This window comes from Sphingomonas sp. PvP055, assembly GCF_040546365.1.
In the GTDB taxonomy this organism is placed as follows: domain Bacteria; phylum Pseudomonadota; class Alphaproteobacteria; order Sphingomonadales; family Sphingomonadaceae; genus Sphingomonas; species Sphingomonas echinoides_A.
The window spans coordinates 3437226-3451079 of record NZ_JBEPNS010000001.1; the positions used below are offsets into that span (position 1 = coordinate 3437226).

A 13854-nucleotide genomic window follows, 5' to 3' on the forward strand; every position below is an offset into this window, starting at 1 on the left:
CCGCCGCCGTCCTGCTCAGCTGAACAGCGCGGACGCCTCCAGCGTCGCGGCGACTTCGTCCGGGGTAGGATGCCGCAGTACGGTCAGGCACGCATCCTCGATCGTGATCAGGCCACGCTCGGCGAATTGGCCCAGCCAATAGTCCATGCACCACCGCCCCCATGTCGCATGGAACAGCCGCGCGTTGCGCAGGATCGCTTCGAAATGCTGGAGCGGAGGAATATGGATCGGATGATGCTGGTGATACGCCCGCGCACCGCCGACCCACGCCATCGTCACCCCCGCGCGTTCGAGCCGCGCGGCAAAGTCGGTCTCTTCCCCGCCGTAACCGACATATCGCTCGTCCATACCACCCGTTCGCGCCCAGTCGGCGGCGGACATCGCGAACGACAGGCCCCACAATTCGCCGTGGCTCGGTGTCGGGCGAACCTCGTCCTCGGCGATCGCGGGTTTGGCCGGGTGCCGCACGCCGATCCGGTCGAGCGCAGAATCGCTCGCCCCCGTGGGGTCTCCTGGCGGCAGGTACAGCACCTCGCCAAGCCGGACACCCGCCGCGTCCGCCGTCGCGCCATAGCGTTCGACCAGTCCCCGCGCCGGAATGCAATCGACATCGAGCAGGATCAATTGCTTGCCCCGTGCAGCGGCTGCGGCGCGGTTGCGCGCAGCCGCGAGCGGCATCGGATCGCCGGGGACCATTACCGATCGCACCGGGAAGCGGGTCGCCGGCAGGGGCGTCGGCGTGTCCTGCATCCACGCGATCACCAGCTCGTCGGGCAGGCGCGTTTGCCGATCGAGCCCCGCGATCAGATTGGCGAGGTGCGCCGATCGTCCACGGACGATCGTCAAAACGCTGATCGTCACGCGCGCTGGGCGGTCTTGCGGAAGTGCGCAACGCCTTCGAGAATGCCGTTGGCGTAACTGCTGCGCGCGACGTAGCAGCGGCTAAGGTCCTTCCGCTCGGCAAGCCCGTCCGAATGATTGCCGACGATGATCGCATTGGGGACCGACCGCAACATCTCGATGTCGTTGCCGCTGTCCCCCGCAACGACGACTTGCCCCGCCGCGAGCCCGAGCGCCTGGCGGACATGCTCAACCGCCGTGCCCTTGGATGCCGCGAACGGCAGCACGTCAAGATACCGCCCGTGGCTCTGGATGATCGTGCACGAGAGACCGCGGGAGTCGAGTAAAGTCCGCAGCCGCCGACCTGCATCGGGATCACCCTGGATCATGTAACTGAGCTTGGCGCGGCGTTGCTCGAGCGGGCTTTGCGGTGTCAGCCCGCCTTCCTCAGCGATGACGCGCGCGATTGATTCGCGGTCCCAACCCGCGGCAACCTTCGCGTCCCAAGCGGTATCGCGCGCATACACACCACCCGGCTGGCGATGGTAGATTTCCGATCCAACCGAGGAGATCACGATCGCGGGCAATGGCGCATGATGCTGCGCCAATACCGCCATCGCACTGTGGAAGCTGCGGCCAGTCGCCACCGCGAAGACGAGCGCGCGCTCATCGCCATGCCACTGCCGAAACGCCGACAAAGCATCGCTGCACCCGAGCAGCGTGCCGTCGATATCGGACACGAGCAGATGGTCCGCATCCCTGTGCCCAACGGATTGCGCCATTGGGGCGGCGGCGACTTCGGCCAGCAAGTCGGCGTAGATCGCGACATGTGCGGTCCAGTCGTAAACGCGCATCGCGGTGCGACCACCAGCGACATATTGCTCGTAGCGAGCTGCATTGCCCAGGATCGCCAGCAGCGCGTCGGAAATCGCATCGGGCGAGCGCGGATCGACCAGCAGGCCGTTACCACAAGTCTCTACGATGTCGTTCGGCCCGCCGCTGTCGGTCGCCACGACCGGGAGGCCCGATGCCGACGCTTCCAGCAGAGTCAGTCCGAACGGCTCGTTGAGAGCCGGATTGACGAACACCCCCCGCCGCGTGCGGGCGTGCGCGTAAACAGCGGGAATGTCGCAGGGCCGATGCGTCTTGGGATAAGCAACCTTGCCGTACAGGTCGTACCGGTCGATCAGGATAAGCAGTTCGGCGAGATTGTCGCGCACTTCGGGTTCGAGCGTGCGCAGGTCTTCCCGCGTCCCCGCAACGATCACCAGATTGGCCGCTTCCTGCAACGCCGGGGAACGGCCGTAGGCCTCGACCAGTCCCGCTAGGTTCTTCTTCGAAACGGGGCGTGCGATCGCAAGGATGGTCGGCTTGGACGGATCGGCAAGGAACCGACCGATCGATGCGTCGATGGCTGGGTCCGTCTTCGCTTCGGCGAAGTCGTGAACGTCGCTGCCCGGCGCAATGATGCGAATCCGGCCCGGATCATACGCATCGTACAGCGCATATTGCAGTTCCGCCTCGTCGCGCGACGAGGCGATGATCGCCGATGCACCGGCAATGGCGCGATCCTCGATCGCGATGCGGCGCTCCAGTCCGTCAACTTCGCGGCACGGACCGTCGAACGCCGCGCGCTTCACATGTCCCAGCGAATGCGCCGTGAAGACGTACGGTATGCCCAATCGCGCTTCGATTTCGGCAGCAAGGGCGCCGGCGTCCGCATAATGCGCGTGGATCACGTCCGGCCAACGATCGAGCGCGCTGATATGCGCGACGGCCGCCTCGACCAGACTATCGTGCTGGGTCCAGAGCTGTTCCTTAGCGAGATAGGCCTGATCGGCACTCCGCAAACGAACGATCCGCGTGTGATCGTCGATTGTCTCGATCCACTGATCGTAACATTCGCCGTGCTCCGGGTCGACGAAGGCCCGCGTCAGGATCTCGATCCGGTCGATCGCCGGATGGGCATCGCTCGCGCGGACGAGATCGAGTAGATAGCGGATGTGTCCGCCGGTGTCGGCCGTCATGCCATATTCCACATCGTGCCCGCGAAGGCAGCCTTGCAATGCGATGTGAAGTACGAACATGGTTACCGTTCACTGGAGATACAGAAACAGGGAACAGATCCGCGCTCATCGCAGTTCCGGCACGATGGTCGTGAATCTACCTGATCCAGAGCAAGTCTCCTCGCCGTTGCAGGTCGGGCTGCTGACTTGGGCGTTACCACCCGAGAAAAGCGGGCTTTCTCGCGCGGCTCTCGAAATCGCGCATGCGGTGGCCGAGGCTGGCGCGAATGTTCGCGTGTTTACGCTCGACCGACACGGGCGAACGCGAGATGGCGCACTCGACATCATCGGCTGTGCGCCGCGCGGCGGGCTCGCTACGTTGCGGCGGCTGGCCGCGTTCGGGCATCTTGCTGCACCGCTCGCGTTTCGCGGTGCAGTGATGGCGGAGCATCGCCTGCGTCCCTTCGACGTTATCGAGGCGACCAACTGGTACGCCCCCGGCGCCGGTATCGCCGCGACCCGGAGGATGCCACTGGTGACGCGCAATTCGACGCCCGCGGCGATCTCGCTGGCGCAGGACCCGACGTTGCGGAACCGGTTCGATCGGGCGGGCGCGACGCTGATCGAACGCCTGTCGGCGCGCTGGAGCGGCGGGTTGATTTCGAATACTGCCGCGCATGGCGATACCATCGCGGACCTCTACGACGTGCCGCCCCCTGGACCGCGCCACGCTGTGATCGGCCTCAGTTTGCCACAGGCGATCACCGAGCGCGGTCGGCGAGCGACGTACCCGACCAGTCAGAATCCGGTCGAACTGCTGTTCGTTGGCCGGAACGAGCCGCGCAAGGGCTTCGACGCGCTGTGCGGCGCCGTCGCCCTGCTTGCAGCGGACACGGCCGCCGGATGCCTGCCGGCGTTCCGCCTGACGCTGGTCGGGGCACAGGCGGAGGATGTCGCCATGCTTCCCGCTCAAGCACAGTCGTTTCTGCGTCTGTTCCACCGTGTCGATGAGACTGCGTTGCACGATCTATTCGAAGCGGCACACGTCGTGGTCGCGCCATCGCGCTACGAGAGCTTCGGTCTCGTGTACCAGGAAGCGATGATGTTTGGTCGCCCCGTGGTCGCCTGCGCCGAGGACGCGAGCGCACGGCTCTTCGTCGGCGAAAGCGGCGCCGGCGCGTTGGCGGCCCGCTGCAGCGCCGAAGCTGTCGCCGCCGCACTGCGTCCGCTGATCGCCGATTCCGCCGTACGTGCGCGCTATGCCGCCGCCAGCCGCGCGGCATCGGGGCAATTCACCCGGCGGACGCTCGGCGAACAGACCATCGCGGCTTACCGATCGGCGATCGGATCGAATGGCCGCAGCAATCGCGCCTCGTCCTCGGCGCGCGCGCCGTCGGCCGACATGGCGGCATAGGTCAACGTGCGCACACGGACCCGCGCGGAATCGAGCCGATGCTCGATCGCACCCACCAGCGCGAGCGAGGTCTGCGCGAACGGGACGACCGGACGTTCGTGCACCGCTCCCGAAAACCGCACGTTGGCGCGGTTGAGCCGATACTGGATGTCGGGAAACAACGCCGACGCCACACCGTCGACCAGATTGCGCCGCGCCAACCCGAGCGACCGTAGCCCGTCCGCTTCCGCCGCCGACACGAGCCATCCCAGACTTTCGCGCAGCAGCGGGTCCGGGCGTTCATCACTGTCGAGCTGGAGCACCCACCCGTCCCCGGCGAGCGCCTGAACCCGGTTGCGCTGCGCCGCGAAATTTCCGTCGAGGGGATGGGCATGCACTTCCACGCCGGGAAACCGCGCCGCCCACGGCGCCGCATCCGGCGCATCGATCAGCACGATCCGCCGCCCGAACTCCGGTAATGTCGCAACGAGCGCCGCCGCCGCGTCACATTCGGATGGCTGCGTGATGATCCCGAGCGTGATCGTATGATTGCGCGCTTGCGCCGGGGATGCGTGCCCCTGCTCCACCACATAGCCGAACCGCCACGCGGCGTTGCGCCACGCTTCCGCAGTCATCGACCAGGGATCCGTGCCAAGGGCGCGCGCCGTCCCGTCCGCCAGCCGGCCCCGGATCGCGCGTTCGACCCCGTCCAGCGGAACGTCCGCGGCGACCCATAGCCCGCAGTGCGTGCATTCCTCGCCGTGCGTCCCCGCATCGTCGAATCGTTGGTGCCAGTCGGGATTGCCGCACACCGGACACCGCCAGCGTGCGGCGTGCCGCACGGTCATGCCGTCGCCCCGGCAATCTGCGCCATGTACAAATCGACATAGGCGCGCGCCATGCGCTCCGCGGTGAAGCGCGCTTCGAACGCGCGGCGGATCGCACCGCGATCGAGCGCCGCCGCCTGCGCCACCGCGGCAATCGCGTCCGCCTTGCTGGAAACGATGAACCCGGTCACGCCCGGCTCGATGATCTCACGCACGCTGCCCTTGTCCCAGGCGATCACCGGAGTCCCGCACGCCATCGCTTCGATCATCACGAGACCGAACGGCTCGGGCCAGTCGATCGGAAACAGCAAAGCCACCGCACCGCCCAGCAACTGCTGCTTCGCTTTGTCGTCCAACTCGCCGACATGCGTGATCGTGTCGCCGAGCGCGGGCGCGACGTGGCGTTCGAAATAGGTCGGATTGCCGACATCGACCGCACCCGCCAGCCGCAACGGCATCCCCGCCGCCGTGGCAATCGCAATCGCCCGGTCGGGGCGCTTCTGGTCGGTCATCCGCCCGATGAAGGCGAGATAGCCGCCAGCCCCATCGCCGAGCGTATAGCGGTCGCGCGCGATCCCGTGGTGGACGATCCCCGCGAGGTTCGCGCGCGGTAGGGCAGACGCTTGCGATGCCGAAATCGCAGCGACGGGCAAATCGGCAAAGTGCCCGAAGAACAGTTCCCGGTCGCATTCGTCGAGCCGCCAGTGCACCGTCGTGATGCTCCGCGACCGCGCCGCGCCAAGCACTGCCGCATGCGCAAACTCGCCATGACAATGGATGATGTCGAACCGGTCCAACCGCGCGCCGAGCAGATCGAGCTGCATCGCCTCCAGCGCGGCGGGCACGCCGGGCGCAACGTCCCCGCGCGAGCGCTTGAGCGCCGCAAGGCTCGGTCCCGCAGAAATCAGCCGCGCCGACGTGACGCTGTCCGACGGCGCGAACAGCGTGACGTCATGCCCCTGCCCCACCAGTGCCTCGGTCAAATCATGCACGACCCGCTCGGTCCCGCCCGATCCCGTGGGCGGCGTGGGAAAGATCACCGGGGCGACTTGCGCGATCCGCAAGCGGTGGTTCGTTGCTGCGTCGGTCATGCTTCCCCTGCGCCGGGGCACCAATCCCCGATCCGGGGGGTGGACGAACGCGCGTGGTGGTCGGTTCCCACACGCCTCGTCGACGCCCGCATGGATCGATGCACCCAAATGCAGCGAAAACCGTTTGCCCAGCGCAACCCAAACGAAAGGCATCCGTATGTCCATCGACGTTATCTACAAGACCAAGGCCACCGCCACGGGCGGTCGTGACGGATCGACCCGCTCCGATGACGGATCCGTCGACGTCAAGCTGGTCGTGCCCAAGGAAATGGGCGGCCCCGGCGGTGTCGGTGCCAATCCGGAGAAGCTTTTCGCGGCAGGATATTCCGCCTGCTTCCTCGGCGCGATGAAGGCGGTGTCGGGCAAGGCCGGTGTCAAGGTTCCTACCGACGCCAGTGTCACGGCGGAAGTCGGGTTCGGACCGCGCTCGGAGGGCGGCTACGGCATCACCGTGGACCTCTTCATCACGCTGCCAGGTGTCGAGAAGGCCGACGCTGAAAAGCTTGCGCATGCCGCGCACGAAGTTTGCCCATACTCCAACGCGACCCGCAATAACGTCGATGTCGGTCTGAACATCGCGTAATGGGTTGAGCACCCCGGTCGGCGCAGAGCGTCGACCGGGGTCCGCCACAGCCATCCGCAAACGCTCAACCTAAACTGAAGCTGAACGGCGCGGTTCAGTCGATCGCTGTCAATGCCTTGATATCAGGGCTTTGACGAGACGATGCCTCCCGACGACATCCGCCGGAAAACAATCTTCGTACCGTTGCGACCATATCGGCCCCTTTACGTTACGGTGGCTGGGATTCGGAGCTCTGCGTGATGATCGAATGTTTTAGGCGTGTGTCGACCGTTCGCGCGCGCCCTTGCCGGTGACACTTGCGACCGGCCTGACCTGGGGAATTTGCGCCGCCTCCACCGCTGGCGTCATCACGCGCCCGTTCCGCTGGCCCGAGGCGATCTGGGCCACGCTTGGCGCCGGATTATTGCTCGAGCTCGGTCTGCTCCCGCTCCAGGCAGCCCTGGCGGCGGTCGGCAAGGGGGCGGACGTCTATCTGTTCCTGATCGGCATGATGCTGCTGAGCGAAACCTGTCGCCAGCGCGGCTTGTTCGACTGGGTCGCAGCAACCGCGGTGAACCACGCCAACGGGTCTCGCGCGCGCCTTTTCCTGCTCGTCTATGCGACCGGCGTCGTCACGACGACGTTCCTGTCGAACGACGCCACCGCGGTGGTGCTGACGCCCGCAGTCTACGCTGCGGCGCGCAAGGCCAAGGCGGAGCCGCTGCCGCTGCTCTTCGCGTGCGCGCTGATCGCCAACGCGGCGAGCTTCGTGCTGCCCATCTCGAACCCCGCCAATCTCGTGCTCTATGGGGGGCATATGCCCCCGCTCGGGCAGTGGTTCGGCTCGTTCGCGCTCCCCTCGATCGCGGCGATCGTGGTGACCTTCCTGGTGCTGCGCCAAGTCGAGCGTACCCGGATCGTCGGGGAATGCCTGTCCGGGGTCGAGCGCACGCCGCTGACGACCGGCGGGAAGATCGCGCTGGGCGGGATCATCGCCACCGCGATCGCGCTGCTGGCGGCTTCTGCCTTCGACATTCAGCTCGGCCTGCCGACCTGTATCGCCGGGGTGGCGACCACGCTGGTCGTCGCAATGTACACGCGGACCTCACCGCTTGCGGTGGCGCGCGACGTGTCGTGGAGCGTGCTGCCGCTCGTCGCGGGGCTGTTCGTGCTGGTCGAGGCGCTCGATCATACCGGCGTCATCCGGCAGGTCGCGCAAATGCTGCGCGATGTCGCCGCCGACCCCACTTGGGGTGCGCTGACCGCTGGCACGGTGCTCGCCTTCGGGTCGAACCTCATCAACAACTTGCCCGCCGGGCTGATCGCCAGCAGCGCGGTGGCGCAGGCGCACCCGCCGCGGATGGTGATCGACGCGCTGCTGATCGGGGTCGATCTCGGCCCGAACCTGTCGATCACCGGGTCGCTCGCCACGATCCTGTGGTTGCAGGCGATCCGCCGCGAGGGGGAAGACGTCGGCTTCTGGCGCTTCCTCAAGGTTGGCGCGATCACGATGATTCCGGCCCTCGCCGCCGCGCTGCTGGCGGCGTGTCGCCCTGGGCTGACCTGCCGCCCCTGACTTTCTCCCTACCTGCCCCGCCCCCCCTTCACTGCGCGAGACCCTTTATGGCCACTGCCTTCGCACCTCCCCAGTCCGGAGGCGCCGCTCCCGGGCGTTCGAAACCGGGCACGACGCTCGACGCCCTCAACTTCTTCCTTGCCGATGTCCGCGATGGGCTCGGCCCGTATCTCGCGATCTATCTCGTCGCAGTCCGCGGGCCAGCCCACGGCTGGAACGAAGCGACCGTAGGCCTGGTGCTGACGATCGCCGGGATCGTCGGGCTGCTTGCGCAGACACCCGCCGGGGGACTGATCGATCGCAGCAAGAACAAGCCGCGGATCGTGATGATCGCCGCGCTGCTGGTAACGATCAGCAGCCTGTCCCTGCCGGTCGTATCGGGTTTTGCGGCGGTGACGGTGACGCAATCGATCGCCGCGGTCGCAGGGGCGGTGTTCGCGCCCGCGATCTCCGCGATCACGCTTGGGCTCGTCGGACCCAAGCTCTTCGCCAAGCGAGTCGCGCGCAACGAAGCGTTCAACCACGCGGGCAACGCCGTGTCCGCCGCGCTTGCGGGCGCGCTGGCGTGGAAGTTCGGGCCGGTCGTCGTGTTCTGGCTGATGGCGGGGCTGACCGTCGCCAGCGTCGCGACCACCTTCCGCATCCGCAACAAGGACATCGACAATGCGGTCGCGCGCGGGCTCGATTGCGAACCCGAGGAGGGCTGTGAAGAGCCGAGCGGCTGGAAGGCGCTGGTCGAGAACCGCCCGCTGATGCTGTTCGCCGCCATCGCGTTCCTGTTCCACCTGTCGAACGCGGCGATGCTCACCTCGGTCAGCCAGTTGCTCGCGAAGACCGTGGGCAAGGATCAGGCGACCTCGCTCACCGCGGCGTGCATCGTGGCGGCGCAGCTCGTGATGGTCCCGGTCGCGATCGTCGTCGGGCGCTGCACCGAACGGTTCGGGACCAAACCGATCTTCCTGCTCGCCTTCGCTTTCCTCGCGGCGCGCGGGGCGCTCTATACGGTGTCGAACGACCCGTATTGGTTGGTCGGCGTGCAGGCGCTCGACGGCGTCGGCGCGGGGATCTTCGGCGCGCTGTTCCCGGTCGTGATCGCGGACCTCACCGAGGGCAGCGGGCGGTTCAACGTCAGCCAGGGCGCGGTTGCCACGACCCAGGGGCTGGGTGCTGCGCTCTCCGCATCGCTTGCTGGCAGCGTGATCGTCTGGGCGGGGTACAGCGTCAGCTTCCTGACGCTCTCCGCGATCGCCGCAGCCGGGTTCACGCTGTATCTGCTCGCGATGCCCGAGACGAAGAAGGACCGGGCGTGACTCAGTCGATCCGCAACCCGGCGCTCAGCACCTCCAGCAACGCATCGACCTTTGGGCTGAACTGACGGCTGCGCTGCCAGACCAGGTGGAGCGGCAACCCATCGGTCGCCTGGTCTGGCAGCACCTCCACCAGATCGCCCCGCGCGAGTTCGTCCGCGATCAGCCAGGTCGCGAGCTGCGCGATTCCGAACCCCGCCTTGACCGCCTCGACCTGCGCTTCCGCGCTGCCGAGCACGATCCGCGGCTCCATCGGGCGATGCTCGACCCCGCCCGCGCCATCCGCGAACCGCCACGCGATCGTGCTGCCATCCGCGCGACCGTACAGGATGCAGTCCCGCTGCATCAGCGCGTCGATCGTCTTCGGCACGCCATGCCGCGCAAGATACGCAGGCGACGCGCAGACGATCACGCGTTCGGTCCCGAGATGGCGGTGCCCCAGCGCATCGGGCCATGCCGCCACCGTGCCGATCCGCACCGCGACGTCGACCCCTTCCTCGACGATGTCGACCAGCCGATCGGTGAAGGTGACATGTGGCCGCACGTTTGGGTTACGCTCGGCATACGCCAGCATCAGCGGCATCGCGCGCATCCGCCCGAACGCCACGGGTACGTCGACCTTGATCCGCCCGACCGCCTCGGAGCGATGCGCCGCGAGCACCGCCTCCGCCTCGACCAGATCCGCCAGCACCCGCACGCACGTGTCGTAGAATGCGGCGCCCGCCTCGGTCAGCGTCAGCCGCCGTGTCGTCCGGTCGAACAGGCGACTGCCGAGCCGGGCCTCGAGCCGCGCGATCGTCTTGCTGATCGCCGAGCTCGACAGGTTGAGCCGCTTGCCCGCGGTGGTGAAACTCCCCGCATCCGCCGCACTGACGAAGGCCTCGATGCCCTTGAGGCGTTCCGACGGAATCATGCTGGCTCACGATTGATGACGATTGGTCACAAGTTAGGCGAATTCTTGCCGCGTGACGAGACGTTTCGTCATCCTACATCGGAGAGCTTCCGTTGGAGACGTCCCGATGCCCCCTACCACTCTATCTACCGCCCATGCCGGGGCACCGCCGCAGACGAGCGGCAACAGCCTTGCCGTACTGTTGCTGGCGATCTCGGCGTTCGTGATCGTCACGACCGAGTTCATCATCGTCGGGTTGCTGCCGAGCCTGGCGCGCGACCTCGGCGTTTCGGTCGCGGTGGCGGGACAATTGGTGACGCTGTTCGCCTTCACCGTCATGCTTGCGGGTCCGTTCCTGACCGCGATGCTCTCGCATTTCGAACGCAAGCGGCTATTCGTCGTCATCCTGTTGCTCTTTGCGGGTGCGAACGCGTTAGCCGCCGCCGCTCCCAACATCTGGATCCTCGGATTCGCCCGGTTCCTGCCCGCGCTCGCGCTCCCGGTGTTCTGGGGCACCGCGAGCGAAACCGCCGGCGCGCTCGCCGGGCCCAAACGGTCGGGCAAGGCGGTCGCCAACGTCTACCTCGGAATCTCGGGCGCGATGGTGCTTGGCATTCCGCTCGGCACCCTCGCGTCGGACGCGTTCGGCTGGCGCGGGACGTTCTGGGGGCTGTCGGCCCTGTCGCTGCTGATGGGCGTGCTGCTGTTCTTCGTCATGCCGACGCTCGCGCGCCCCGCTCGGGTCCGGCTCGCCGAACAGGCGCAAATCCTGAAAGACCCGTATTTCCTCGGCAACGTCGTCCTGTCGGTCGTCGTCTTCACCGCGATGTTCACCGCCTACACCTATCTTGCCGATACGCTGCAGCAGCTTGCCGGAATCCCGGCGGGTCAGGTCGGCTGGTGGCTGATGGGGTTCGGGATCGTCGGGCTGGCGGGCAACTGGCTTGGCGGGCATTTCGTCGGCAAGGGACCACTGCAGGTCACCGCGGTTGCGGCGCTGGTGCTCGCGGTCGGGATCGCGGCGACCACCGCGTTCGTCGGATCGCCCGTGTGGCTCGGCGTGGCGCTGGCGGTGTGGGGTGTCGCGAACACCGCGCTCTACCCGATCTGCCAGGTCCGCGTGATGCAATCGGCCAGCCACGCACAGGCGCTCGCGGGGACGCTCAACGTCTCGATGGCGAATGCCGGGATCGGCCTCGGCGCGATCATCGGCGGAACGATCATCGTCCATAGCGGCCTGCCGAGCGTGGGTTACGTCGCGGCGGCGGTCGCGCTGCTGGCGGTGGTGCTGACCCCGCTGGTCGCGCGGCTGAAGCGCTGATCCCGTTTGCCTCCCCTCCCTGGAAGGGAGGGGATCGAGGGGTGGGTCGGCCCGCAAATCGAACGCACCGCCAGCCTCACACCGACCCACCCCCGGCCCCTCCCTTCCAGGGAGGGGAGGCACAGGTCTTTGCAGCCCGAACACCCTCCCAGCGTTGACCATCGACGCTGCGTCAAAGGAGCATCCGAATGCCCAAGCCAGCCACCGATCACGATTACGCGGCCCGCGACGCCAGCATTGCGATCAACAGCTACACCACCGTGCTGCGGCGACCGCATGTCCCGCACGACCTGTTCGCCACCTATTGGCGCGACGTCCACGGCCCGCTGTGCGCGCGGATTCCCGGCCTCGGCTGGTACGTGCAGAATCATTTCGACCGCGATCAGGATGCGCATCTGTGGCCCGCCGTCGACGGCATAACGCCCTTCCCGGACTATGCGCTCGACGGCGGCGTGGAGATCGGGTTCGCCTCCGCCGCGGACCAGGCGACGTTCAACGACGCCAGTCCTATCCTGTTCTCGGACGAACAGAACATCTTCGCCGCCACCGTCGCCTATGCGCTCCCGGATGGGTCACGCACGTTGATCGACCGTATTCCCGATCCGATCCCCAATGCCGACGATGGGTTCGACCGAATCCATGTCCATTTCGGCGCGGCGGGCGACGATCTCGCGGCGTTCCGCGCCTTCCTCACCGAGTTCGCGGAAATGCTCGCGGCGTCGGCAGCGGTGCTCAAGGTGCGACTGCATCTGCCTGAGCGCTACGACAATGCGAATCCGGCACCGCCCGCCCCCAAGGTCGATCACCAGGTCCCGCCCGAACGCACCGCGATCGCGATCCTGGAGCTCGCGTTCGCGACACCATTGACGCGGCGTGCCTTCCTCGAAAGCGAAGCGTTCCGCGCGACCGAGGCGGCGCAGCGCGTCCATATCCGCCACGCCACCGCCTTCGCGGTCAGCGGGGTCTATACCTATGTCCGCGACAAGACGCTGACGCTCGCCGGCCTGCGCGGGAGCCGTCCGGCGCAATTGATCGAACGATTGGGCGCGAACAACCAGACCACGGACGACGTACGCCGGCTGATGCTGACCGGCAGGCCGTGATCGAACGACCGCGGCCACGGCGGTTCGCGGCGTATCGCTGGACGTTTGCGCGGCCATGCCTATATACCGCTCGGTATGAATAGCGTGTGTTCCATCTCCGCCCCGAAAGGCCGGCCCCGCGAGTTCGACATCGACGTCGCGCTCGGCAAGGCGCTGCTCGTGTTCTGGCGCAACGGCTATGAAGCCGCGTCGATGACCGAACTGACCAGCGCGATGGGGATTACCAAGCCCAGCCTGTATGCCGCGTTTGGCAACAAGGAAGCGTTGTTCAACAAGGCGCTCGATCTCTACGAACGCGAGAAGCTGGCCTATATGACGTCCGCGCTGGATGCCCCCAGCGCGCGCGGCGTGGCCGAGCGGTTGTTGCGCGGCGCGCTCGAGATGCAGATGAGCACGTGCGATCCCAAGGGATGTCTCGGCGTGATCAGCGCGGCGACGTGCGGCGCGGAAGCCGAGACGATCAAGGCCGCGGTGGTCAAGCGTCGTGCTTCGTCGGAGGCAGCCCTGATTCGGCGGTTCGAGGAAGCGCAGGCGGCGGGCGAATTGCCCGAGGGCATGACACCGGCGGCGCTTACCCGGTTTCTCTTTGCGATCCTGCAGGGTCTCGCCCTGCAGGGCGGCTCGGGTGCGACGTGTACGGAACTGAGCGAGCTGGTTGCAACGAGCATGGCGGTCTGGCCGACCAAGTAGGGCTATCAGCCCCCTTGAGATAAATATTCGGACCGGTATAGAATGCAGTTGACGGAATGCTTCAGCCCTTTATATACCGACTGGTACTGAAGCCGGGTTCTACTGTGGACCTGGTGCCGGCAAAGGGGTTCCTGCCCATGATTCTCTCAACCACCTGATCCGGCCCGCGCACCCAGCGCGCGCCCGTATTCCTCATCATCCGAACCGCCAGACGGCGCGCCGTGCGTCTCCGTCAGCGGCATCACC

At 66.8% G+C, this 13854-nt stretch carries 12 protein-coding genes; 7 read left to right on the plus strand and 5 right to left on the minus strand.

Translation table 11 applies throughout. The features are described from left to right. Positions 1 to 15: 15 nt before the first annotated feature. Both ABIC16_RS16225 and ABIC16_RS16230 read right to left on the minus strand, forming a co-directional pair. On the minus strand, positions 16 to 861 hold the full coding sequence (locus ABIC16_RS16225) for a glycosyltransferase family 2 protein (RefSeq protein WP_354291855.1): 846 nt from the start codon (positions 859 to 861) through the stop codon (positions 16 to 18). After that, on the minus strand, positions 858 to 2867 hold the full coding sequence (locus tag ABIC16_RS16230) for an HAD-IIB family hydrolase (protein WP_354291856.1): 2010 nt from the start codon (positions 2865 to 2867) through the stop codon (positions 858 to 860). Before ABIC16_RS16230 ends, ABIC16_RS16225 begins: the two co-directional genes overlap by 4 nt. A gap of 124 nt (positions 2868 to 2991) precedes the next feature. On the opposite strand from ABIC16_RS16230, the gene ABIC16_RS16235 reads away from it, so the two are divergent. After that, positions 2992 to 4260 carry a glycosyltransferase family 4 protein gene (locus ABIC16_RS16235; RefSeq protein WP_354291857.1) on the plus strand — a complete coding sequence of 423 codons (1269 nt, stop codon included), beginning with the start codon at positions 2992 to 2994 and terminating at the stop codon, positions 4258 to 4260. Here the strand turns inward: ABIC16_RS16235 and ABIC16_RS16240 are convergent. Beyond that, complete coding sequence (locus ABIC16_RS16240) at positions 4176 to 5087, minus strand: glycosyltransferase family protein (RefSeq protein WP_354291858.1); 912 nt, start codon at positions 5085 to 5087, stop codon at positions 4176 to 4178. The two genes, ABIC16_RS16235 and ABIC16_RS16240, sit on opposite strands and share 85 nt — an antisense overlap. Beyond that, positions 5084 to 6157, minus strand: a complete 1074-nt coding sequence (locus ABIC16_RS16245; RefSeq protein ID WP_354291859.1) for a glycosyltransferase family 4 protein — start codon at positions 6155 to 6157, stop codon at positions 5084 to 5086. The genes ABIC16_RS16240 and ABIC16_RS16245 overlap by 4 nt, the downstream gene beginning before the upstream one ends. Positions 6158 to 6314: 157 nt before the next feature. On the opposite strand from ABIC16_RS16245, the gene ABIC16_RS16250 reads away from it, so the two are divergent. From ABIC16_RS16250 to ABIC16_RS16260, 3 genes are all read left to right on the plus strand, one after another. Next, the gene (locus ABIC16_RS16250; protein ID WP_277967712.1) at positions 6315 to 6740 is read left to right on the plus strand and encodes an organic hydroperoxide resistance protein; all 426 of its coding nucleotides are present in this window, start codon (positions 6315 to 6317) and stop codon (positions 6738 to 6740) included. A gap of 289 nt (positions 6741 to 7029) precedes the next feature. Then, positions 7030 to 8295 carry an arsenic transporter gene (locus ABIC16_RS16255; RefSeq protein ID WP_354292358.1) on the plus strand — a complete coding sequence of 422 codons (1266 nt, stop codon included), beginning with the start codon at positions 7030 to 7032 and terminating at the stop codon, positions 8293 to 8295. A gap of 47 nt (positions 8296 to 8342) precedes the next feature. After that, positions 8343 to 9605: an MFS transporter gene (locus ABIC16_RS16260; RefSeq protein WP_354291860.1), complete on the plus strand. Its 1263-nt coding sequence runs from the start codon at positions 8343 to 8345 to the stop codon at positions 9603 to 9605. Between the two features lies 1 nt (position 9606). Here ABIC16_RS16260 and ABIC16_RS16265 read toward each other — a convergent pair whose 3' ends face one another. Further along, positions 9607 to 10515, minus strand: a complete 909-nt coding sequence (locus ABIC16_RS16265) for a LysR family transcriptional regulator (protein WP_354291861.1) — start codon at positions 10513 to 10515, stop codon at positions 9607 to 9609. Between the two features lie 106 nt (positions 10516 to 10621). On the opposite strand from ABIC16_RS16265, the gene ABIC16_RS16270 reads away from it, so the two are divergent. The 3 genes from ABIC16_RS16270 to ABIC16_RS16280 all read left to right on the plus strand — a co-directional run bounded on the left by ABIC16_RS16270 (position 10622) and on the right by ABIC16_RS16280 (position 13608). Further along, positions 10622 to 11815 carry an MFS transporter gene (locus ABIC16_RS16270; RefSeq protein WP_354291862.1) on the plus strand — a complete coding sequence of 398 codons (1194 nt, stop codon included), beginning with the start codon at positions 10622 to 10624 and terminating at the stop codon, positions 11813 to 11815. A 188-nt stretch (positions 11816 to 12003) separates the two neighbouring features. Then, positions 12004 to 12918, plus strand: coding sequence for an EthD domain-containing protein (locus tag ABIC16_RS16275; protein ID WP_354291863.1), 915 nt, complete (start codon positions 12004 to 12006; stop codon positions 12916 to 12918). 75 nt (positions 12919 to 12993) lie between these two features. Continuing rightward, positions 12994 to 13608 (plus strand): TetR/AcrR family transcriptional regulator, encoded by a 615-nt coding sequence (locus tag ABIC16_RS16280; RefSeq protein ID WP_277967717.1) that lies wholly within the window; start codon positions 12994 to 12996, stop codon positions 13606 to 13608. Positions 13609 to 13854: the final 246 nt, after the last annotated feature.

Coding starts and splice junctions, on each gene's coding strand:
- ABIC16_RS16230 (WP_354291856.1), bottom strand. CDS start 2,867: ATGACGGCCGACACCGGCGGACACATCCGCTATCTACTCGATCTCGTC.
- ABIC16_RS16235 (WP_354291857.1), top strand. CDS start 2,992: ATGGTCGTGAATCTACCTGATCCAGAGCAAGTCTCCTCGCCGTTGCAG.
- ABIC16_RS16240 (WP_354291858.1), bottom strand. CDS start 5,087: ATGACCGTGCGGCACGCCGCACGCTGGCGGTGTCCGGTGTGCGGCAAT.
- ABIC16_RS16245 (WP_354291859.1), bottom strand. CDS start 6,157: ATGACCGACGCAGCAACGAACCACCGCTTGCGGATCGCGCAAGTCGCC.
- ABIC16_RS16250 (WP_277967712.1), top strand. CDS start 6,315: ATGTCCATCGACGTTATCTACAAGACCAAGGCCACCGCCACGGGCGGT.
- ABIC16_RS16260 (WP_354291860.1), top strand. CDS start 8,343: ATGGCCACTGCCTTCGCACCTCCCCAGTCCGGAGGCGCCGCTCCCGGG.
- ABIC16_RS16265 (WP_354291861.1), bottom strand. CDS start 10,515: ATGATTCCGTCGGAACGCCTCAAGGGCATCGAGGCCTTCGTCAGTGCG.
- ABIC16_RS16270 (WP_354291862.1), top strand. CDS start 10,622: ATGCCCCCTACCACTCTATCTACCGCCCATGCCGGGGCACCGCCGCAG.
- ABIC16_RS16275 (WP_354291863.1), top strand. CDS start 12,004: ATGCCCAAGCCAGCCACCGATCACGATTACGCGGCCCGCGACGCCAGC.
- ABIC16_RS16280 (WP_277967717.1), top strand. CDS start 12,994: ATGAATAGCGTGTGTTCCATCTCCGCCCCGAAAGGCCGGCCCCGCGAG.